The 21,360-nt window shown below is 50.3% G+C and carries 19 protein-coding genes and 1 riboswitch; of the genes, 15 read left to right on the forward strand and 4 right to left on the reverse strand.

Going from position 1 to position 21,360, the window contains the following annotated elements:
- The first annotated feature begins 2 nt into the window (after nucleotides 1–2).
- The 8 genes from ACK8P8_RS18310 to ACK8P8_RS18345 all read left to right on the forward strand — a co-directional run bounded on the left by ACK8P8_RS18310 (nucleotide 3) and on the right by ACK8P8_RS18345 (nucleotide 8,969).
- The gene (locus ACK8P8_RS18310) at nucleotides 3–1,481 is read left to right on the forward strand and encodes a PepSY domain-containing protein (protein ID WP_410026136.1); all 1,479 of its coding nucleotides are present in this window, start codon (nucleotides 3–5) and stop codon (nucleotides 1,479–1,481) included.
- 250 nt (nucleotides 1,482–1,731) lie between these two features.
- Complete coding sequence (gene cobJ, locus ACK8P8_RS18315; RefSeq protein ID WP_369859800.1) at nucleotides 1,732–3,138, forward strand: precorrin-3B C(17)-methyltransferase; 1,407 nt, start codon at nucleotides 1,732–1,734, stop codon at nucleotides 3,136–3,138.
- A gap of 129 nt (nucleotides 3,139–3,267) precedes the next feature.
- Nucleotides 3,268–4,461 carry a precorrin-6y C5,15-methyltransferase (decarboxylating) subunit CbiE gene (gene cbiE, locus ACK8P8_RS18320; RefSeq protein WP_369859799.1) on the forward strand — a complete coding sequence of 398 codons (1,194 nt, stop codon included), beginning with the start codon at nucleotides 3,268–3,270 and terminating at the stop codon, nucleotides 4,459–4,461.
- Entirely contained in the window at nucleotides 4,454–6,265 is a 1,812-nt protein-coding gene (gene cobM, locus ACK8P8_RS18325; protein ID WP_369859798.1) for a precorrin-4 C(11)-methyltransferase, read from the forward strand. The genes cbiE and cobM overlap by 8 nt, the downstream gene beginning before the upstream one ends.
- A gap of 36 nt (nucleotides 6,266–6,301) precedes the next feature.
- A complete protein-coding gene (cbiD, locus tag ACK8P8_RS18330) occupies nucleotides 6,302–8,080 on the forward strand; it encodes a cobalt-precorrin-5B (C(1))-methyltransferase CbiD (RefSeq protein ID WP_369859797.1) in 1,779 nt (592 codons plus the stop codon).
- 49 nt (nucleotides 8,081–8,129) lie between these two features.
- Nucleotides 8,130–8,477 carry a type II toxin-antitoxin system RelE/ParE family toxin gene (locus ACK8P8_RS18335; RefSeq protein WP_369859796.1) on the forward strand — a complete coding sequence of 116 codons (348 nt, stop codon included), beginning with the start codon at nucleotides 8,130–8,132 and terminating at the stop codon, nucleotides 8,475–8,477.
- Nucleotides 8,443–8,748, forward strand: a complete 306-nt coding sequence (locus tag ACK8P8_RS18340) for a helix-turn-helix domain-containing protein (protein WP_369859795.1) — start codon at nucleotides 8,443–8,445, stop codon at nucleotides 8,746–8,748. The genes ACK8P8_RS18335 and ACK8P8_RS18340 overlap by 35 nt, the downstream gene beginning before the upstream one ends.
- Before the next feature lie 5 nt (nucleotides 8,749–8,753).
- Nucleotides 8,754–8,969, forward strand: coding sequence for a hypothetical protein (locus ACK8P8_RS18345; protein WP_099290881.1), 216 nt, complete (start codon nucleotides 8,754–8,756; stop codon nucleotides 8,967–8,969).
- Here the strand turns inward: ACK8P8_RS18345 and ACK8P8_RS18350 are convergent.
- The 3 genes from ACK8P8_RS18350 to ACK8P8_RS18360 all read right to left on the reverse strand — a co-directional run bounded on the left by ACK8P8_RS18350 (nucleotide 8,934) and on the right by ACK8P8_RS18360 (nucleotide 12,218).
- Nucleotides 8,934–9,941 carry an ABC transporter ATP-binding protein gene (locus ACK8P8_RS18350; RefSeq protein WP_369859793.1) on the reverse strand — a complete coding sequence of 336 codons (1,008 nt, stop codon included), beginning with the start codon at nucleotides 9,939–9,941 and terminating at the stop codon, nucleotides 8,934–8,936. The two genes, ACK8P8_RS18345 and ACK8P8_RS18350, sit on opposite strands and share 36 nt — an antisense overlap.
- 72 nt (nucleotides 9,942–10,013) lie before the next feature.
- A complete protein-coding gene (locus ACK8P8_RS18355; protein ID WP_369859854.1) occupies nucleotides 10,014–11,030 on the reverse strand; it encodes an iron chelate uptake ABC transporter family permease subunit in 1,017 nt (338 codons plus the stop codon).
- 33 nt (nucleotides 11,031–11,063) lie between these two features.
- Nucleotides 11,064–12,218 (reverse strand): ABC transporter substrate-binding protein, encoded by a 1,155-nt coding sequence (locus tag ACK8P8_RS18360; protein WP_369859853.1) that lies wholly within the window; start codon nucleotides 12,216–12,218, stop codon nucleotides 11,064–11,066.
- A gap of 21 nt (nucleotides 12,219–12,239) precedes the next feature.
- Nucleotides 12,240–12,434, reverse strand: a riboswitch (cobalamin riboswitch).
- Nucleotides 12,435–12,619: 185 nt separating this feature from the next.
- Between ACK8P8_RS18360 and cobI the strand changes: the two genes are divergently transcribed.
- From cobI to ACK8P8_RS18380, 4 genes are all read left to right on the forward strand, one after another.
- On the forward strand, nucleotides 12,620–13,336 hold the full coding sequence (gene cobI, locus ACK8P8_RS18365; RefSeq protein ID WP_369859792.1) for a precorrin-2 C(20)-methyltransferase: 717 nt from the start codon (nucleotides 12,620–12,622) through the stop codon (nucleotides 13,334–13,336).
- An 88-nt stretch (nucleotides 13,337–13,424) separates the two neighbouring features.
- Nucleotides 13,425–14,570 (forward strand): BamA/TamA family outer membrane protein, encoded by a 1,146-nt coding sequence (locus ACK8P8_RS18370; protein WP_303178822.1) that lies wholly within the window; start codon nucleotides 13,425–13,427, stop codon nucleotides 14,568–14,570.
- Nucleotides 14,571–14,586: 16 nt separating this feature from the next.
- Nucleotides 14,587–16,290, forward strand: a complete 1,704-nt coding sequence (locus ACK8P8_RS18375; RefSeq protein WP_369859791.1) for a phosphoethanolamine transferase family protein — start codon at nucleotides 14,587–14,589, stop codon at nucleotides 16,288–16,290.
- Between the two features lie 410 nt (nucleotides 16,291–16,700).
- Nucleotides 16,701–17,693, forward strand: a complete 993-nt coding sequence (locus tag ACK8P8_RS18380) for an aspartate-semialdehyde dehydrogenase (RefSeq protein WP_369859790.1) — start codon at nucleotides 16,701–16,703, stop codon at nucleotides 17,691–17,693.
- A gap of 86 nt (nucleotides 17,694–17,779) precedes the next feature.
- Here ACK8P8_RS18380 and ACK8P8_RS18385 read toward each other — a convergent pair whose 3' ends face one another.
- The gene (locus ACK8P8_RS18385) at nucleotides 17,780–18,049 is read right to left on the reverse strand and encodes a hypothetical protein (protein WP_099290888.1); all 270 of its coding nucleotides are present in this window, start codon (nucleotides 18,047–18,049) and stop codon (nucleotides 17,780–17,782) included.
- Nucleotides 18,050–18,087: 38 nt separating this feature from the next.
- Between ACK8P8_RS18385 and ACK8P8_RS18390 the strand changes: the two genes are divergently transcribed.
- The 3 genes from ACK8P8_RS18390 to ACK8P8_RS18400 all read left to right on the forward strand — a co-directional run bounded on the left by ACK8P8_RS18390 (nucleotide 18,088) and on the right by ACK8P8_RS18400 (nucleotide 21,344).
- Nucleotides 18,088–19,467 (forward strand): TlpA family protein disulfide reductase, encoded by a 1,380-nt coding sequence (locus tag ACK8P8_RS18390; RefSeq protein ID WP_369859788.1) that lies wholly within the window; start codon nucleotides 18,088–18,090, stop codon nucleotides 19,465–19,467.
- Nucleotides 19,468–19,555: 88 nt separating this feature from the next.
- Nucleotides 19,556–20,128: an RNA polymerase sigma factor gene (locus tag ACK8P8_RS18395; RefSeq protein WP_369859787.1), complete on the forward strand. Its 573-nt coding sequence runs from the start codon at nucleotides 19,556–19,558 to the stop codon at nucleotides 20,126–20,128.
- Nucleotides 20,129–20,210: 82 nt separating this feature from the next.
- Nucleotides 20,211–21,344: a FecR family protein gene (locus ACK8P8_RS18400; protein WP_369859786.1), complete on the forward strand. Its 1,134-nt coding sequence runs from the start codon at nucleotides 20,211–20,213 to the stop codon at nucleotides 21,342–21,344.
- The last annotated feature ends 16 nt before the right edge of the window (nucleotides 21,345–21,360 follow it).

Raw genomic sequence — 21,360 nt, forward strand, 5'->3', positions numbered from 1 at the left:
ACATGATTACAAGATTACTCATCCATATCCACAGGATACTGGGAATCATTCTCTGTATCCTGTGCTTCTCGTGGTTTATCTCCGGAATCGTGATGATATACCATTCGTTTCCCCGTGTAAACCAAGAAGAACGCTTCGCTCGCCAGCAAGCCCTTGACACCGCGTCATTACCCGCCATGCAAGACGTGTTCCGCCGCCTGCCTGCCGATGTCCGCCCGGGCGGTGTCAGCCTCGACAACCCGGAAGGACAAGCCGTGTTCCATTTCGGGAACCGGCGGAAGAGTCATGATTTATACGCCGACACCAACGCCGTGGCACCGACAGTGAATTACGCCCTCTGTGAATGGCGGGCAAAAAACTGGTGCCCGAACAACAACATTACCCGGGTAGACACCCTGCACGCCCTCGACCAATGGATACCGCTTGCCCACAACAAACGGGAACTGCCCGTGTACAAATTCTTTTATGACGGACCGGAAGGATATCAATTGTACATCTCCTCCCGAAGCGGCAATATCTTGCAATTCACGGATTCCGGCAAACGACTCTGGGCATGGTTCGGGGCTATACCCCACTGGGTATATTTCACGGTCATCCGGGAAAACCAGAACTTGTGGACGCGATTCATGTACTGGTCTTGCTACCTCGGGATGTTCATGTGCTGCACGGGATTCATCCTCGGCATTCGTTCCTATTGGCTGAACCGCCGGAAAGGCTTCCTTCGCACCCCCTACAAGAAACCGTGGTTCAAGTGGCATCACATCACGGGCTTCTTCTTCGGGATATTCGTCTTCACGTGGATATTAAGCGGATACATGTCCATGGCACCGCTTCCCTCGTGGCTGTTCGGCGAACAGAAACCCCGGGGCATGACGCGGCAAGGCACGCCGGACAGGGGGACTCCCTCACCCGATACCTACACGCTGGACTATCGCAACGCTATTGCCGCCGTCAGCCGGACACACGGTCCCGTGAAACAAGTGGAATGGACGCATTACGAAGGCATGCCCCTGTATAAATTGAGGACAGAGCGGGAAACCGTTACCCTCGACGCCTCTGCCGACAGCATCCGTCCCTTCCGTATCACGGAAGAAATGGTTTACGCCGCCATCAAACGCCTCACCCGGGATACCGTTCCCTACACGGTGACAAAAATGGAGGAGTACGACAATTACTACATTTCCCGCCGACGCCCGCTGCCGTTACCCGCGTACAAGGTCGAACTCGACAACGAGGCGAAGGATTGTTATTACTATAACCTCGAATCCTTCCAACCCGCGCACTACGACACGAACGGACGCTGGAAACGCTGGCTCTACCGGGGATTGCACACGCTGGATTTCAAGTTCCTCGTCGAACGCCCCGTGTTGTGGACCGTCGTTATCTGGACACTCCTTCTCGGGGGAGCTGCCGTGTCATTCACGGGAATCGTACTCTCGGTGAAATACATCATCCGGTTGTGCAAGAGGCGAAAGAGATAAATTCACCTCTATTAACACTTGCTTGTAAATCACCATAAGACGGCGAGGAAACAGGGGAGTTCTTTTGAAGTTCTTTTGAAGTTCTTTTGGAGTTCTTCTGACGGGGTTAAAAGAACTCCAGAAGATATTTAATAAAACACCAGAATATCATACCTTTTTCCCCGCTGTTTACTCCGGAATTTAGACCGGATTTGATTTGCAATCCAGCCGGTAAAAGTGTAATTTTGCCCAATACTTCAAAATTATGACAATGAACCAAGGAAAAATATACGTCGTCGGCATCGGACCGGGCAGTGAAGAAGACATCACTCCCGCGGTCCGTGCCGCCATCACACGCTCGGATGTGGTTGTCGGGTACAAATATTACTTCAACTTCATCCAATCCGTCATCCACCCGGGTACCGAGTGCATCGACACGGGCATGAAGAAAGAGAAAGACCGTGCCGCGCTCGCTTTCGAGTACGCCGAACAGGGAAAAACCGTTTGCGTCGTCAGCTCCGGCGATGCCGGTATATACGGTATGGCACCCCTTGTTCTCGAGATGAAACGCGAAAAAGCGAGTCCCGTCGAGGTGGAGATACTACCGGGGATAAGTGCCTTCCAGAAAGGAGCCGCACTACTCGGCGCACCCATCGGGCACGACTTCTGTATCATCTCCCTCTCCGACCTCATGACTCCTTGGGAGAAAATCGAACGCCGGATAGAGGCTGCCGCCTCCGCCGACTTCGTGACTGCCATCTACAACCCGAAAAGCGAAGGACGCTACTGGCAACTCCATCGCCTGAAAGAAATCTTCTGCCAATACCGCTCACCGGAAAATCCTGTCGGTTTCGTGCGTCAAGCGGGACGGGATGAACAGGAAATCAAGATTACCACGATAGCCGACTTCGACCCCGAGGAAGTGGATATGTTCACCATCGTGATTATCGGCAACTCGCAATCCTACGCGTGGGACGACAAAATCATCACTCCCCGCGGCTATTACCGGGAACAGGGCACCGATGAAGTGGGCATCGGGCAGGAAATCATGATGCGCAGCTTCCGCACCATCGAATCGGAATTACAAAATAAAGATATACTCCTCGGGCGAAAATGGGCATTGCTGCACGCCATCCACACGACCGCGGACTTCGACATGGAGAATATCCTCTACACGGACGACAACGCCGTGGAAACCCTCCACGCCCTCTTGCACGACGGGAAAACACGCACCATCATTACCGACGTCACCATGGCGGCTTCCGGCATCCGCAAGGGAGCCTTGGAGCGGTTGGGCATCGAGGTGAAATGCTACCTCTCCGACGAACGTGTCGCCGAAATGGCAGCCCGCATGAAAATCACCCGCACGCAAGCAGGCATACGTCTTGCCGCGGAAGAACACCCGGACGCCCTTTACGTCTTCGGCAACGCCCCCACGGCTCTCATGGAGCTATGCAAACTCACGCGCCTCGGCAAAGCACACCCCGCCGGAGTTATCGGCGCACCCGTGGGCTTCGTCAACGTGCGGGAATCCAAACACATGTTGAAATCGTTCACCACCATCCCAAAGCTCATCATCGAGGGGCGCAAGGGCGGAAGCAACCTCGCCGCTACACTCGTCAACGCCATTCTTTGCTTTGACGACGCGGAAGGACTGCGACCGGGAAGGGACGTGTAAACAATTGAAAATGCAGAATTGAAAATTGAAAATGACAATACTGCATTTCTAAATTATAACCGATAATTGAAAATTGCCATGAAGTCTTCCTTCATTTTCAATTTTCAATTTTCAATTTTCAATTATCTTATGAACTTTACAATTATAGGAATTGACGACAACGGGCAACAGGAGTTCTCCCGGGAAATACTCGGGCACATCGCTTCACGTACCGTATTCTCGGGGGGGAAACGTCACCACGGCATCGTGCGCCCGTTCTTGCCGGAAGGTTACCGCTGGATAGATATCACGGTGCCGCTCGACAACGTCTTCCGGCAATACGAGGGTGAGGACGAGATTGTCGTTTTCGCTTCCGGCGACCCGCTTTTCTTCGGCTTCGCCAACACCATACGCAAACGGCTCCCGGAAGCGGGCATCCGGTTATACCCCTACTTCAATTCCTTGCAGATACTGGCACACCGCCTCGTGCTTCCCTACCACGACATGCACGTCGTTTCCCTCACCGGACGACCGTGGCATGAATTTGACCGGGCACTCATCGAGGGACACGAGAAAATCGGTCTGCTTACCGACGAGCAACACTCCCCGGATGCCATTGCCCGCCGGATGCTGGCTTACGGGTACGACAATTACCGGATGCACACGGGCGAAATCCTCGGCAACGAAAACGAACGCGTACGCACCCTCTCGCCGGATGAGGCAATAGGACAACGTTTCGTCGCTCCCAATTGCGTCATCCTGCAACGTACCCACGCGCACCCCCGTCCTTTCGGCATCCCGGAAAGCGAGTTTGAACTACTCGACGGACGCACCCGCATGATTACCAAAATGCCCGTCCGCCTGCTCACGCTCGGCATGCTCGACTTGCGGGAACGCCACACGCTCTGGGACATCGGTTTTTGCACGGGTTCCGTTTCCATCGAGGCAAAACTCCAATTCCCCCACCTTCAGGTGGTAGCCTTCGAGCAACGCCCAGAAGGAGAGCATCTCATGAAAACCAATGCCGCCCGTTTCGGTACGCCCGGCATAGAAGTACACATCGGTGACTTCACTGCGACCGACCTCTCCGGCATCACACCCCCGGATGCCGTATTTATCGGCGGACACGGGGGTAAAATGGAAGAAATCATCTGCCGCCTGAACGAGGTTATCGTCCCCGGCGGCATTATCGTTTTCAACTCGGTATCGCCCGAAAGCAAAGAACTCTTCATCCGCGGTGCCGCCCGACACGGTTTTTCCGTCACGGGAGAACACCGCCTCGCGGTAGATACCCACAACCCGATAGACATTATACAAGTACAAAAAACATCAGCACATGAATAAGATAGCTATTATCATATCCTCAGAACAAGGCTTACAAATCGCCCGCACCATACGGCAAGAACTGCCCGGTACTGAACTTTTCACCAAAGGAGAACAGGCGGATTGTACCGGTATCACGTCCATCACCGCTTTCGTGTCCGAACATTTTTCCCGGTACGATGCCCTCATCTTCATCGGGGCTCTCGGTATATGCGTCCGTGCCATAGCCTCGTCCGTGCAGTCGAAATACACCGACCCGGCAGTCATCAACATCGACACCACGGGGCGACACGTCATTTCCGTCCTGTCGGGACACGTCGGGGGAGCCAACCGACTCACCCGCCGGGTAGCCAACATCTTGGGTGCCGAAGCTGTCATCACGACACAAAGCGACAACACGGGCTTGTGGGCTCTCGACACCCTTGGCAAAGAACAGGGATGGAAAACCGAAACGACCGCACCGATGAACGACATCATCACGGCATTCGTCAACACCCGTCCCACGGCTCTGCTCCTTGACACGCGGGACGAAGGCACCCGTTACCTGGAACGTACCGCGCCGGAACACGTGAAAATATTCTACCATTTCGAGGATATCGACTTCAGCAAATTCCAACTCCTCGTTGCTGTTACCCCGTTCCGGCACGAGAGCCCGATACCCGCATTGTATTACCGCCCGGCAGTACTCCACTTGGGCGTCGGTTGCCGCAAAGAGTGCAATCCCGAGGGAGTAGCGGAAAACATTTTCCACGCACTCGAATCGGCACGACTTTCCCCTCTAGCTCTGGCGAGTGTATCCACGATTGACCTGAAAAAAGACGAGCCCCTCGTTCACGATATTGCCCGAAAAGCCGGAGTTTCACTGCACGTCTACACGGCAAACGAACTCAAAGATATAGAAGTCCCCAATCCCTCGGAGAAAGTAACGGAAGTCACCTCCGTGCCGGGAGTGGCGGAAACCTGCGCATTGAAAAGCGCCTCGAACACCCGGTTATTACTGGAAAAACAAAAGCACAAGCTATCCGAGGGCAACGACTTCACCTTTGCCGTGGCTCTCGACCGGGCGGCAGAACGCCGGGGATTTATCGAAATCGTGGGTGCAGGACCCGGTGACCCGGAACTTATCTCCGTGAAAGGCAAAAACTTCCTTGAAGCGGCAGACCTCATCCTCTACGCCGGAAGCCTCGTGCCCGTGGAACTGACCTATTACGCCAAACCCGGTGCCACCGTGCGCAGTTCCGCCACGATGACACTCGAAGAACAATTCAGCCTCATGAAAGAATTTTACGACAAGGGACTCTTCGTCGTGCGCCTTCACACGGGCGACCCGTGCATATACGGGGCAATACAGGAACAAATGGCATTCTTCGACGAGTACGGCATGGACTACCACATCACACCCGGTATCTCTTCCTTCCTCGCCGCCGCTGCCGCCCTGCAATCGCAATTCACCATACCCGAAAAGGTGCAGACCATCATCCTCACGCGAGGCGAAGGACGCACCCCCATGCCCGAGAAAGAAAAACTGCACATGCTGGCACGCTCGCAAAGCACCATGTGTATTTTCCTCAGTGCCTCCATTGTCGACCAAGTACAAAGCGAACTCCTGCAACACTACCCGCCAACCACTCCCGTGGCAGCATGCTACCACCTCACGTGGAAAGACGAACGCATCTTCCGGGGACAATTGCAAGACCTCGCCCGTATCGTGAAAGAGAACAACCTCACCCTCACCACCATGATTGTCGTCGGCGATGCCATCGACAACCGCGAGGGACTGTCAAAACTATATTCACACCAATTCAAACACCTGTTCAGAAATTAGATAATCATAAATCGTAAATCATAAATCGTAAATATCATGGTCCTCATATTCGGCGGAACAACAGAAGGCAGAACGGCTGTCCGGGTACTCGACGAGGCAGGCTCCCCCTATTACTACTCGACCAAAAGCGACACGCAACAAATCGAGTGTAAACACGGTACCCGTGTTGCCGGGGGCATGGATACAAGCGAGATGCAAGACTTTTGCACCCGCCATGACATCCGGCTTATCGTGGATGCCGCACACCCCTTCGCCTCCCAACTGCACGCCAATATAGCCGCCGTATCCGAACGCTTGGACATCCCCGTCATCCGTTTAGAGCGCCTCTATCCCGAGCGGGACGAATCGCTCGTATGGTGCGACTCGTTCGACGATGCCATAGATTACCTTGAACACCACCACATCCGCAACTTACTCGCCCTTACCGGGGTACAAACCATCGGCAAGATGCGCCGCTATTGGGAAAAGACACCTTGCTGGTTCCGTGTACTCGACCGGGAACAATCACTCGACCTTGCACTTCGGGCAGGATTCCCCCGGGAAAGATTACTCTTCTGGCAGGATAAACAGGACGAGGCGGCTCTATTCCGGGAGATTCAACCGGACGCCATCATCACCAAAGAGAGCGGTGAATCGGGCTTCTACTCCGAAAAGATTATAGCGGCAAAAGCCCTCGGCATCCCCGTACTCGTCATTCGCCGTCCCGCGTTACCCGAAAGTTTTTACACCGTAAACGGGGAACACGGGCTACGCTACCGGGTGGAACGACTCGTGCCGGGATTCTTCCCCCTGCGAAGCGGATTCACGACAGGCTCCTGCGCCACAGCCGCCACGGTAGCCGCCCTGCAAGGACTCCTCACGGGCGAACCGCAACAGCAATCGACAATCACCCTCCCCAACGGTGAAACAATCACCTTTCCCGTTGCCTCCTGCACGTTTGCCCCGAACTCCTGCACTTGCGGCATTACCAAAGACGCGGGAGATGACCCGGACGTCACGAACGGCTACACGATATACGCGGAAATTACCCCGTCCGCCACTCCCGGCGTCCATTTTCTACAAGGCGAAGGAGTCGGCACCGTCACGCTTCCCGGTTTGGGCATACCCGTGGGGGAACCAGCCATCAATACCACTCCCCGTGCCATGATGACACGGGAAGCGGAACGCCTGCTCCGGGAGCATAAGGATATACCCGGCATTGACATCCGTATCTCCGTACCCGGCGGCAAGGAACTCGCCACCAAGACATTCAATCCCCGCCTCGGCATCACGGGCGGTATTTCCATCATCGGCACCTCCGGAGTAGTACGCCCTTTCTCCTCGGAAGCCTTCGTCAAGAGCATCCGCAAAGAAATACAGGTAGCCAAAGCCCTTGGTTGTAACCACATCGTCATCAACTCCGGCGCCAAAAGCGAAAAGACACTCCGCTCCCGCTTCCCCGAACTGCCCGACCAAGCCTTTATCCACTACGGCAACTTCATCGGCGAAACCCTCAAACTGGCAGAAACCGAGTCCATCCCCTCCGTCACCATGGGCATCATGATAGGCAAAGCCGTCAAACTCGCCGAGGGCAACCTCGACACGCATAGCAAACATGTCGTGATGAACAAAGCCTTCATCACCCGCCTCGCCGCCGAAAGCCAATGCCCCCCTTCATCCATTGCCCGCGTTGCCGACATCACCCTCGCCCGCGAACTATGGGACATCTTCGCCTACACGCCCGCTTTCTTCGATACCCTCGTGCAACATTGTTACGCCCACTGCCTTCCCTTGCTCTCGAATATACGTTTGGAAATTATCCTTATTCCCGAATAATAACACGAAAATGTTTCATTATATTGAAACTTCTTACTACCTTTGCACTATGAAACGAAAAATAATAACATACGGAGGTTATTTTGAACGATTTCTTGGAACGTTATCACTTAAGGAGCAGGCAAAATTGGACTATGTATTATCATTACTTGAAACAGAAGACAGATTGCCTATCAAATTTATTAAACTAATTCGTGATGGGTTATATGAACTTCGCATAGAATACCAAAGCAATATATACCGAGTGTTCTTTATTTTCGATAATGATTACATTGTAGTTTTATTTCATGGATTCCAGAAAAAATCACAAAAAACACCAAAAGCAGAAATTGATAAAGCATTTAAAATAAAAGAAGCATATTATGGAGACAAACAATCACAAAATTTCAGATTATAGCGCAGTTTTGGCTCGTAAATATGGAGAAATAGGTTCTCCTAAGCGAGAACAATTTAATGAAGAAGCATACGCTTTCTACACGGGACATATATTAAAAGAAGCAAGAAAAGAAGCTAAAGTCACCCAATCCGAACTAGCTAAAAGAATTAATGCCACGAAATCATATATTTCACGTGTGGAAAATGGTTTAATCATTCCAAGTGTTAGTATCTTTTATAAAATCATCAATGCTCTCGGAATGAGAATTGAGATTATCAAACCTATAGCTTAATACCTATGAAAAACAAAACCAAAATCACCCGGGAAGACTACTTGAAAGCAACGAGGAAAGCCCGAAGGGAAGAAGAGATACGGGAGCATCTCCACCCCGTGAACATCAGCAGGGTTCACAAATCAAAGAAAGTTTACAACCGCAAAAGAAGCAAGGCGGCTCTGAATAAGGAGCTGCCTTATTTTTTACCCTTCCGGCAAGACAGCAGGCATAGCGCTTAACAACTCTTCAATCGTCTGCACCTCTATCACGGGCTTCCCCGGCACGTTAATCCTGAAACCCGAAGTTGTCAAATCACCCGTTTCCACGTACACCTCCGACTCCACGTTCCGGTTTGCCAACATTCCGTTACGCTGCAACGCCTTCCGCACCATGGCATACTTTTGCCCGTGTCCCTGTAAGCGCACACGCGAAGTATATTGATTCTCTATCCGGAACAACCCCGTTTCCATATCAAAAACAATCCCCTTACGGGCAAAAAAACTACTCAAATGTCCCTCCAACGCCAAATCTTCCGGTGTGCCTATCGTGATGCCGTGTTGCTTATCCATCAGCCATATCTTGTCGGCAATCTGCAAGGCGAGTTCCAAATCATGCGTCGAAAGAAATATAGTCTTCCCCGTTTCCCGTGTCAACCGGTGAAGCAACTGCATAATCTCCACCTTACTCGGAAAATCCAAAAATGCCGTCGGCTCATCCAAAAATATCACGGGTGTCTGTTGCGCCAACGCTTTCGCTATCATCACCTTCTGCCGCTCCCCGTCACTCAGCGTGTGTACCATACGGGAAGCCAGATTCTCAATCTTCACCAGCGCTATCGACTCCTCCACTATCCGGCTGTCCTCCTTGTCAAGCGTTCCCCAGAAACCGGTATACGGACTTCTTCCCATCCCTATCAACTCCCGGGCACTCATGTTGCGCACGTCGCATTTCTCGGTCAGCACTACACCTATCGTCTTCGACAACTCCTTGTCTGAATAAGTGCCGAGCTCCCGCCCCATAATAAAAATCTCCCCTCCCAACTTCGGTTGAAACGCCGACAAGGTGCGCAAAAGCGTGGACTTCCCCACTCCATTCGCCCCCAAAAGACAAGTCAACTCCCCCTCGTTTATCTCCGTGCAAATCCCTTGAGCCACCACCTTCGTGTCGCTCTTACTCTTGTACCCGATAGAAAGATTTACCAAACGAACCATAACCCAAATTTAAAATTCAAAATAAACTTGTAACTTGCCAACCTGTAACTTGCAACTCGCCGCAGGCGAACCTCAAATTTCCACCTCATTCCTCTTCCGTTTCCCGAACAACACCGACGCCACCACCGGTGCCCCGACCAATGCCGTCACCGAATTCACGGGCAAAGCCCCCTCGAACCCCGGCAAACGGGCTATCAGATTACAAAGCAACGCCAGCGAAGCCCCCACCAGCATCGAGGTCGGCATCAATACCCGGTGGTCTGAAGTCTGGAATATCGCGCGACACAAGTGAGGCACCGCCAACCCCAAAAAGATAATCGGACCGCAATAAGCCGTAACAATCGCCGTCAACACCCCGGAGCAAGTAATCACCCACACCCGGGCACGATTGATATTCAATCCCAGATTACGGGCGTACCCGTCCCCCAGCATCAACAGATTCAACGACTTAATCAACAAAAAAGACAGCGGGATAATCACCGCCATAATCGTCACGAACAACATCATCTGGTTCCCCGAAACCCGGGCGAAACTACCCAATCCCCAAATCACGTACGCCTTGATATCCTCCTCCACGCTGAAAAACTTCAGCACCCCGATAACGGCATTCGCGATATACCCTATCATCACCCCGATAATCAAGAGAGTAACACTCCCCCGTATCTTCCGGGAAGCGAAAACGATTAATCCCATCACGGACAACGCCCCCACGATAGCCGCGACAGACAGCGCCACCTCCCCGATAAATCCCAGACGACTCAAGGCCACTCCCCCCAGTTTACCGGACAACAACACCACGAAAGCCACCCCCAGACTCGCCCCCGAACTGATACCCAGCACGGAAGGTCCCGCCAGCGGATTACGGAAAATAGTCTGCATCTGCAACCCGCTGATAGAAAGTCCTGCACCCGCCACCAACGCCGTCAACGCCTGCGGCAACCGGGACTTCAAAATTATATTCTGCCAAGCCACCGGTTCCTCCCCGCTACCCGTCAGCACGTTCCAAACCGATGAAAACGGGATAGCCACCGAGCCCAACAACATATTCAATAACAAGAACACCACGATAGACACCGTGATAAAAAACATCCATATCGTATTTCTCCCTCGTCCCATGCACTCTTATTTATTAAGCAAATCGTAATACACCGGTTCATGGTCGGGCAACACACCCGGGTGAAACACCCGAATCATATCGGCAAGCACCACCTCCGGTTCGGCGGGCATACTCTCGTAAAACGGCTTCTCCCGCATGTTACAATAAATGACACGTTTATCCTTAAAAGCCTTGAAATCAGCGTAACGCTCGTCTTGCGCCTTCAACGCCGCATAACAATACTCCCCGGCAAAACTATTCGCGATTCTCCAGTAGTCGGCACTCTCCGCCTGATTGTACACCGTCTCGAAATCCAACGTCACCCCACCCGAACGGGGGTCGTCTTTCAAGAAATAATCCGCCCCCGCGTCATGGAAAAGCTGTGCCAGAAAACTCTTTCCCCCCACGGCATACCACACCCCGCCTCTCAGCTCCCCGCTAAACACCACGGGACGACGTTGCACGTCACCGACCATCGCTTTCAACGAATTATACCGGTTCTCCATCCGGTCAAATTCCAATCCCGCCTTATCCTCCATTCCCAGCAACAACCCCACGAACTTAATCCATTCCGCCTGCCCGAGAGGAGTCATCTCCTTGTACCCGAGATGCGGCACTAGAGGAATCCCGATATCTTTCACGGCATCATACCCCCCGCGTTTAAAAGGCGAAATCAGCATCAGGTCGGGATTCAGGCTCATGATAATCTCGTTATCAAAATTCCCCTCTATCCCGATACGGCGAGTCTTCCCCTCGTCCACCCGCTTCTGCATCTCCCCGTTAAAAAGAAAACGGGTACTCGTGATACCCACCACCCGGTCTATCGCGTCCAGTTTGATAAAATTAGACAACTGCAAAGAAGTCATGCACACCACGCTTCGCACCGGAACCTCCACCACGGGCAACTCTGCCGGGGTTTGCACCTTCTTTCCCCGGGGAATCAAAGCGTACTGGTAACACGTGTGGCTACTCTCCTGCGGGTCTTTGATATTCAACACGGCATACCCGTCCCGGTACTCCAACCAAAACCCTTTAGCGTATTTAATCCGAACCCGGGGAATCGAATCGCTCCCCGCCTGAACGGTCTGTTTCTCGACCGACTTCTTACTCGTTTTCGACTTGCAGCAACAAAACACTCCGCAAGCACACAAAATACACAATAAACGTACTAATCCATTCATCTCTTTTCCTCCGAAAGTATTAATCATTCGTGTCATCTGGCAGGTTTTCTGGCTTGTCATCTTTTCTCCTTCCCGGATTCCAATCCAGTGGTTTTATCGAAAAGATCTGCCCACCTTCGAGGCAGGAAACGACTTTACAGCTGCGGGGACAGCCCCGGAATTTCACCGGATTCCCTTTTCTTCCAACACGGAAGCACCAAGACGCCTGCAAATATATAAATATTATTTTGAGCGTATCCGTTTTTTAACGACTTTTGCACCCGGAATCAGTTCAAAAGGTCCATAAAGTCCATAAGGTCCATAAAGTCGTAAAGTCCCAAACACCAGAAACATCACGACAACTTCGAGAACTGACCTTATGGACCTTATAGACTTTACGGACTTTATAGACTTAATAGACTATGAAAGTAATCAGCATCTCCCTCGGTCCGGGCGATCCGGAGTTAATAACGGTCAAGGCATTAAAAGCCTTGCAGGAAGTTGACGTAATCTATTGCCCCGGCACGAAAAGCAAAGAAGGGACTTTCAAATCGTACTCTCAGGACATCATCCTGTCCCTACCCGTCGAGGCTAGTAAAATCCGAGTCTTCCACGTCCCGATGTCCAAAGACCGCACGTTTGCCAATCGGGCTTACGATGAACTCTGCCTCGAAATCGCAGCACGGGTTGCCGAGGGGAAAACGGTTGCCGTCACTGCCGAAGGCGATTCCGGCTTCTACTCTTCCGGCAACTACATGTTCGAAAAACTCGCCTCCATGCATATCCCCACCTCCGTCATTGCCGGAGTACCCGCATTCATCGCCGCGGGAGCAGTATCGGGACTTCATATCGTGAAACAGGAAGAAAAACTCGTCGTCCTGCCGGGCAAAACAACGCCGGAAGAACTTCACGAACTCACCACCACGAACCACGTTATCGTCATCATGAAATTATCGCAATGCACCGATACCGTCCACGAATTCATCCGTCAACACCCGGATGCCGAATACCACTATTACCAAAACGTGGGTACCGCGAACGAACAACATGAAACCGACCGGAACGCCCTCGTGGAAATCGAATTCCCTTACTTTTCCCTAATGATTATACGACCTGCCAAAAGAATCTCTGTCGGCTAACCCAACAATTGGCACAAATATTGCGTACAAGGAAATCACGAGATGAATGATTGTTTAATCTATGCTAATTTAACTTTATCAATCTGAAATGATTCGACATACACTATATATCGCGTTATTATGCGTCCTGTCGCTTTCCGCCACCGGGCAAGACACGGTCACCGTTGACACCACACCCGTGAAGACCGGATTCTTCCATCGGTTCTACCGTTATTTCGCGGACGCCAACAAAGAGAAAGCCGAAAAGCGATTCGACTTCTCTATTATCGGGGGACCGCATTTTTCGAGCGACACCAAACTGGGGCTCGGACTCGTGGCATCCGGGCTGTACCGTATCGACCGGCACGACAAAACCATATCCCCCTCCAACGTCGCCATCTACGGGGACATCACCACCACGGGTTTCTACCTGCTGGGAATCCGGAACAATAGCATCTTCCCGCGTGACCGTTTCCGGCTCAACGCCAACATGTACTTTTTCTCCTTCCCCAGCGAATTCTGGGGCATCGGTTATGAAGCCGGCAGACATGAAGACCGCAACACCGAATATAAACGACTGGAACAACAAGTCAAACTAGAACTCCTGTGGCGTCTGGCACCCAACCTCTACGTGGGTCCCAACCTCATGTTCCGCAACGTGAACGCGAAAGATTTCGACGACATCAGCTTCCTCAACGGGGCACCCAAGAACGTCACCACCTTCGGGCCCGGAATCATCATCTCGTATGACTCGAGAGATTTTATCCCGAACCCTTACAAGGGAATCTACGTACAACTGGAGCAACAGTTCTTTCCCGGCTTCCTCGGTAACGATCAGGATTTCAAGCGTACCAGCTTCGACTTCCGGTATTATCACAAAGCGTGGAAAGGAGCTATCGTTGCCACGCAATTACAAGGAATATTCAACTACGGGGACACCCCGTGGAGTATGGTTGCCCTGATGGGCGGTTCGTACAGCATGAGAGGTTACTACGAGGGACGCTACCGGGACAATGACCTGATACAGGCGCAAGTAGAACTCCGTCAAAAAATATATAACCGCCACGGCATAACCGCGTGGGCAGGTGCCGGAAACGTGTTTCCGGACATGGACAAGTTTAAATGGAGCCACACCCTGCCCACTTATGGCATCGGCTACCGTTGGGAATTTAAAAACAGAATTAACGTAAGATTGGATTATGGTATCGGCAAAGGCGTCAAAGCATTCTACTTCAATATTAACGAGGCTTTCTAAAGGACTTGTCAACTTCGTGAAAAAGAGCAAAACCCTGTTCTGGCTCTTCATCGTGTTGAACCTTGTCCCCAACTTCTGCCTGATATTCACGGAACCTCTCTCCGCGATCGGGAAGATCATCCTGATCCTTGTTCCCTTGAGCATCTACATGATCGTCTTCTCGCTCTTCAAACGGGCGGGACTCATGCAACTCATACTCATCCCCGTGCTTATCCTGCACGCGTTCCAACTCGTGCTATTCTACCTCTTCGGGGAATCCGTCATTGCCGTGGACATGTTCCTGAACCTGCCCACCACGAACGCATCCGAGGCGGGCGAACTGCTGGGCAACATCTGGCCCTCCATCATCATCGTGTGCGTCCTCTACATCCCGGTCATCGTGCTGGCCTCCATCGCGGTTCATCACAAGGTAGTCCGCCCTGCCGCTTTCCGCCGGAAAATGCTCACGTGGGGACTCGTGCTACTCATCATCGGCTCTGGTCTTACCGCTTACGAGAAAAGACGGGACAACACCTACGAGGTAAAAACAGACCTCTACCCGGCGAACGTGATGTACAACTTCTACTTTGCCTGCAAGAAATGGAACCGCAGCATGGATTACCCCGTCACCTCCAAGGACTTCACGTTCCACGCCACACGGGATACCGCCCATGAACGCCGGGAAATATACGTCCTCGTCATCGGGGAAGCCGGACGTGCCGAGAATTGGAGCTTATGGGGCTATGAACGGGAAACCAACCCGAAGTTGAAAAACGAGGCTAACCTCGTCTTGTACAAAGACGCCATCACGCAATCGAACACCACGCACAAAAGCGTGCCTCTCATCCTGTCTGCCGCCGACGCCTGTCATTACGAGCGCCTGTACACCCAAAAAAGTGTAGTGACCGCATTCAAGGAAGCCGGATTCAAGACCGTGTTCCTTTCCAACCAAGTACCGAACCGCTCGTTTACCGACTATTTCGGCGAGGAAGCTGATTATTACAAAAACATCCGCCCCACCGAGGACGGCGGTTTAATCACGATCAACAATTACGACGAAGCCATGTTACCTTTCATGCAGCATTATATCGACTCGCTGGCAAACGCCAACCTCCTCATCGTGTTCCACACTTACGGTTCACACTTCAATTACAAGGAACGCTACCCGGAAGAGTTCGCTCACTTTACCCCGGCTGACGCCACCGAAATCGAATACAAAAACAAGGCACAACTCGTCAACGCCTACGATAACAGTATCATTTACACGGATCATTTCCTGCACAACGTGATCGAGATATTACGCGCCTCCGGCAGCGACGCCACCATGATTTACTCCCCCGACCACGGGGAAGACCTGCTCGACGACAGCCGGAAACGCTTCCTGCACGCCTCGCCGATCCCAACCTATTATCAGCTACATATCCCGTTCATGATCTGGTTCTCGGACAATTACATCGAGGCACGTCCCAATTTCTATCAAGTGGCACGCTACAACAGCAACGCACCCGTTGCCACGAACCATATTTTCCATACCCTGCTGAACCTTGCCGAGATCAACACCTCGCACTTCGAGCCGGAATTTTCGCTAATCAACCCGGTTTTCAAACGACAACCGCGTATGTACCTCGGTGATCACGACAACCCGATCAATTACTACGAAGTCGGTTTGAAAAAACAAGACAAAGAGATGGTGCAACGGCGAGGCATGGATCACACGGTAAACACTTCCTGCAAAAACTAGGGATATACTCCTGTAAACCAACTGTTACATAACCCCGGCAGGTGACTTTCGGGTGAGTATTGGGCGGGTGTTAGGCGACATCGCCTACTCATCGCCCACGGTTTGCCCACTCTTCGCCCACGATTTAGTAAACAATAGGCTTTTTTAACACCAACGACATGCCTGTCCTCGCGATGATTCACCGGACAATAAATTCGCACGTGCCACAGATTGAGATTAAAGAAGGGGCATTCAAGGGTATGTCAACCGTTCTGTTACAATTTTAACACGGGGACACAATATTGAAAAAATACTTCGTTCCTATTGCCTAAGCAATGCTTATTCACTATTTTTGACCCGGTAATAAAACAACTAACTTATATACAAGAAATGCCGTAACAGGCTTTCAAACAATTAAAAATCCATTCGAAATGAAAGTAGCAGTAGTAGGCGCAACAGGTCTTGTAGGAAGAAAAATGTTGCAGGTTTTGGAAGAAAGGAATTTTCCGGTAACAGAACTGATACCGGTCGCCAGCGAGCGTTCCGTGGGTAAAGAAATCACCTTCAAGGGAAAAAACTATAAAGTCATGGGAATGCAGGACGCTATCGACATGAAACCCCAAATCGCTATTTTCTCCGCCGGGGGGGACACCTCCCTCGAATGGGCTCCCAAGTTTGCCGCCGCGGAAATAACCGTGGTCGACAATTCCTCCGCGTGGAGAATGGACCCCACGAAAAAACTCGTGATACCGGAGATTAACGCCGACACGCTGACCCGGGAAGATAAAATCATAGCCAATCCCAATTGCTCGACGATACAGATGCTGGTCGCCTTGGCTCCCCTGCACAAGAAATACGGAATCAAACGCGTGGTGGTATCCACCTACCAATCCGTCACCGGAAGCGGTCTGAAAGGCATCAACCAGCTAGAAGGCGAACGGGAAGGCAAAGAAGTAAAGAAAGCCTACGCACACCCTATCGACCGCAACTGCCTCCCGCACTGTGACTCATTCACCGAGAACGGGTACACGAAGGAAGAGATGAAACTCGTGAACGAAACGTGCAAAATATTGAACGACGACACGATTAAAGTAACCGCCACAGCCGTGCGGGTTCCCGTCGTGGGCGGACACTCCGAGAGCATCAACCTCGAATTCGAGAAAGACTATGACTTGGACGAGGTTCGCACCCTGTTGGCTCAATCCCCCGGCATCGTCGTGCAAGACGAGCCCATGCAAAATCTCTACCCCATGGCAATCACCGCCAACGAGCGGGACGAGGTCTTCGTGGGACGCCTCCGCCGGGATTTCTCCCAGCCGAACAGCCTCAACCTGTGGGTCGTGTCCGACAACCTCCGCAAGGGTGCCGCCACGAATGCCGTGCAGATAGCGGAATACCTGTACAAGCACCGGCTGTACAGTTAAAAACGAGAGAGATGGTAATTTTAGATTGAAAAATTGCCGATTCCGTGATGAATGAAGCCGGGGTGGTATTCCAGCTCTCCCTCTGTTTATAGAGGGAGTACGGCGAAGCCGGGAGGGAGTTCGTTGAAGTACACGTGATGTCTGTATCTTTTCTTGGGAAAAGTGAGGATTTCAACAAACTCCTCCGTCGGCTGCGCCGCCACCTCCCCTATAAACAGAGGAGGAATTGAGTTACTCACCCCAGCTTCATTCATCACTAAATCCTTCAATCTAAAATCTAAAATCATTAAATCTAAAATTAATCCCCCTCTCCTGTCACCCGTCCCCTCTTGTTCCGGATTTATTATTGTATTCAATATTGAAACAATTAGAAATATAAACTAAAATCCAGAACATGAAATGTAAATTAATCCTTCTACTACTCGTACTTGCATCCTGCATGCAGAACGTCGCGCAAACCGGAACTAACATCACGCTCACCGCAGATGTACAACAGATTCCCGATCAAGGTTTTTCTATCTCGTACATGAGAAGTATCGTGCGAGGGTTTGAATTTGATAAAAACAAGCACGCCGAATGTACCATTGAGGATTTCGATTACCTGTACGTGACTATTCATAACGGCTTTAAAGAAGTCAAACTCATGTATCTCGAAAAAGGGGACAATGTAAACCTGACATTCGACGGAGAGAGTATGGCTAAAAGCCTAATAATCACAGGTATATGCAAACCAATTCAAGATTACCTCGACAACATAAACATTCAATGGACGTCGGACTCAGTCTTCGCCCAAGAGGTCCCGGAATTTATCAACAGCTTGAAAAATCTCGTTGCCGAGAACCAAAAAGGTCTGGACAAACATTTCAATGAAATCAACAAGGTGAACAAAAACTTTATCAAGAGAGAGAAAGCCCGTATCAAATACATGATGGGACTATCCATTCTCGATTACGCACGAGCCCACCCAAGTATGGCAAAACTCCGGGATTACAAACCGGGGCAGGATTACTATGACGCGATACTCGCGTGGATGGACGAAGATCCCGACTTCCTCGACATCCATGAATACCGTACAGTAGTGACAGAAGGTATTGCCTTTGTACTCAGCAATCAAGGACCAATCAGAAGTCCTTACGAGAAAGTAATGCAACAAGTAGAATACATCCAGAAGCATTTCAAAAATGAACAAGTAAAACAAGGTTTGATCAATTTCTTGGTTTGCAGCCACGTGAAAGCGGTAGGAATCACGCATACAAAAGAACTCATCGACTTTTATAATCAACATGTCACTGATAAAGATTTGGTCGCCCAGTTCCAAAAAATTTATGACAGCTGGACAAATGTCGCTCCGGGCAAAGACGCACCCGATTTCCAAGCCATGGACACCACGGGCAAAAAATATTCCCTAAAAGATTTCCGAGGTGAATATGTCTGTCTTTACTTGTGGCCTACGTTCCAACCGAGTATTACCGAATTCGGCTTCCTGCAAAAATTACGCCCGCTATTGGAAGAAAGAAAAGTTCATCTTGTCAGTTTATCTATTGACCAGACTCCCGATTCATGGAGAGAAGCCATCCGGAATAAAGACTTACAAATCGGGACTCATCTTTTCATGGGCTGGGACAAAAATTTCCTGAAAACCTATCATTACAATTCAAACAATATGTACCAATTTGTTTTGATAGATCCCGAAGGCAAAATAATAGAAACCCATGCTCCCCGTCCGTCATCGGGTAAAATGGAGGAATTTATCAAGATTTCCACTCGGAATTAAGCTTTCTTGCGGTCTGGCGTGCAGACCGCAACTTTTTTATTTCAAGAAATTTTTGTTTCTTTGCAGAAATGGATTGAAAAATAGGGATGTGTCAAATCAAGAGAAATTTCTAAAAGGCGTAAACCTGAAAGAAGCGGGTGCATGGAAAGAACTTTACCGTTTTTTCTATGGCGCTTTATGCAATTACGCCACGGGAATTGTCTCCGATGACAGCATCGCGGAAGATATCGTCCAAGAATGTCTTATTTCCGTCTGGAAATCCGAACTCGTGTTTACCGAAGTGAAGGCTCTTTCCGTGTACCTCTATCGTGCCGTGTACAACAACTCGCTCAAGTACCTGCGGGATAAAAAAACAAATGACCGGCGTTTATCCCGGTGGAATAGCGAACAGGAAGAAACGGAAGAAATCTTTTTCTATCAAGCCGTCGAGGAAGAAATGATACGGAAATTACGCGTAGCCATCTCTAAACTTCCCGAACAACGGCAGAATATTCTATTGTTGAGTTCCGACGGATATAGCGTGCAAGAGATTGCCGACCGTTTAGGAATCAGCGTAAATACAGTCAAAACCCAGAAAAAGAGAGCCTACGTGTACTTGAAAGAACAATTAAAAGACAGTTATGTCCTGTTATTCTGGTTAGAAATTCTAGAAAAAAAATAACAAAAAAAACGAAGTGTCTGTCACCCGCGCTTCATCATTTTGGATTTATATATCAAAATGAATAAATATAAAACCAAAAAGCATGAAGTGGGATTTATTACACGAGAAGGCTGAATGGCTTTTCAGAAAGATTACCGGACTCTCGGATACTCCCGTGAATGGCGACGAGAGATTAAAGCACCTCGCTGATAGAATACACGACGGGAAATATATCCTAGAAAAAATACGCCAGCAGGAACGTTTCGATTATACACGAGCCTATCAAAAACTCGTGCACTCTAAAAAAAGATTCTTATTACCCGCTATTTGGAAAGTGGCGGCGGCAATCCTTTTATTAATCGGAACCACGACCGTATTTTATCTTTCGCGACACCCCGAGCCCGTAACATATAACGATGATATATTTGTTACCGCCATCAAACCGGGAGAACGTAAAGCCTATCTGATCAAACATGACGGGGAGGAAATCGAGTTAAAAAGCGAGAGGAAAATCATTCCGGAACGGGGAGCCAATATACAAGTGGATTCCTCCGGACTGAATTACGCCGTGAGCGGCACGGCTGGTTTACAGGAAGAATACTATAACACCCTAGTCGTTCCCCGCGGAGGTGAATACAACCTGACTCTGTCCGACGGGACAAAAGTATGGGTGAATGCCGACTCGGAATTAAGATACCCGGTACAGTTCACCGGAGATACGCGGGAAGTCACGGTAATCGGGGAAGCCTATTTTGATGTACAGAAACAGGCTGACAAACCTTTCATCGTAAAAACCGAATTAGGAAATATTACCGTACTCGGAACTCAGTTTAATATATCAAGTTACCCGGAAAAAGAACGGTTAATCACAACTCTGGTAACAGGGAAGATATCCTGTAGCCTACCGGGCGGGAAAAATATCATTCTCTCACCCGACCAGCAACTCTCGGTCAATAAAGACGGGACTACAGCATTAAAAGAGGTCGATACACACTATTTTACTTGCTGGAAAGACGGCATCTTTCAATTTGAAAACGCTAAACTGGAAGACATCATGGATCAACTCGCCAGATGGTATGATATTCACGTATTCTACACGAGCGAAAACGTCAAGCATCTCCACTTTTCCGGAGATTTAAGCCGATTCAAGAATATCGATACCTTTATCGAGATGTTCGAGAAAAGTTCGGATGCTAAACTAACACTAAAAGGAAGGACTCTCATTGTCGGAATGTGATAAAAAACAAACCGGA

The organism is Butyricimonas muris (genome assembly GCF_046365375.1).
Taxonomy (GTDB): Bacteria; Bacteroidota; Bacteroidia; order Bacteroidales; family Marinifilaceae; genus Butyricimonas; species Butyricimonas muris.

Coding starts and splice junctions, on each gene's coding strand:
- ACK8P8_RS18310 (WP_410026136.1), top strand. CDS start 3: ATGATTACAAGATTACTCATCCATATCCACAGGATACTGGGAATCATT.
- cobJ (WP_369859800.1), top strand. CDS start 1,732: ATGAACCAAGGAAAAATATACGTCGTCGGCATCGGACCGGGCAGTGAA.
- cbiE (WP_369859799.1), top strand. CDS start 3,268: ATGAACTTTACAATTATAGGAATTGACGACAACGGGCAACAGGAGTTC.
- cobM (WP_369859798.1), top strand. CDS start 4,454: ATGAATAAGATAGCTATTATCATATCCTCAGAACAAGGCTTACAAATC.
- cbiD (WP_369859797.1), top strand. CDS start 6,302: ATGGTCCTCATATTCGGCGGAACAACAGAAGGCAGAACGGCTGTCCGG.
- ACK8P8_RS18335 (WP_369859796.1), top strand. CDS start 8,130: ATGAAACGAAAAATAATAACATACGGAGGTTATTTTGAACGATTTCTT.
- ACK8P8_RS18340 (WP_369859795.1), top strand. CDS start 8,443: ATGGAGACAAACAATCACAAAATTTCAGATTATAGCGCAGTTTTGGCT.
- ACK8P8_RS18345 (WP_099290881.1), top strand. CDS start 8,754: ATGAAAAACAAAACCAAAATCACCCGGGAAGACTACTTGAAAGCAACG.
- ACK8P8_RS18350 (WP_369859793.1), bottom strand. CDS start 9,941: ATGGTTCGTTTGGTAAATCTTTCTATCGGGTACAAGAGTAAGAGCGAC.
- ACK8P8_RS18355 (WP_369859854.1), bottom strand. CDS start 11,030: ATGTTTTTTATCACGGTGTCTATCGTGGTGTTCTTGTTATTGAATATG.
- ACK8P8_RS18360 (WP_369859853.1), bottom strand. CDS start 12,218: ATGAATGGATTAGTACGTTTATTGTGTATTTTGTGTGCTTGCGGAGTG.
- cobI (WP_369859792.1), top strand. CDS start 12,620: ATGAAAGTAATCAGCATCTCCCTCGGTCCGGGCGATCCGGAGTTAATA.
- ACK8P8_RS18370 (WP_303178822.1), top strand. CDS start 13,425: ATGATTCGACATACACTATATATCGCGTTATTATGCGTCCTGTCGCTT.
- ACK8P8_RS18380 (WP_369859790.1), top strand. CDS start 16,701: ATGAAAGTAGCAGTAGTAGGCGCAACAGGTCTTGTAGGAAGAAAAATG.
- ACK8P8_RS18390 (WP_369859788.1), top strand. CDS start 18,088: ATGAAATGTAAATTAATCCTTCTACTACTCGTACTTGCATCCTGCATG.
- ACK8P8_RS18400 (WP_369859786.1), top strand. CDS start 20,211: ATGAAGTGGGATTTATTACACGAGAAGGCTGAATGGCTTTTCAGAAAG.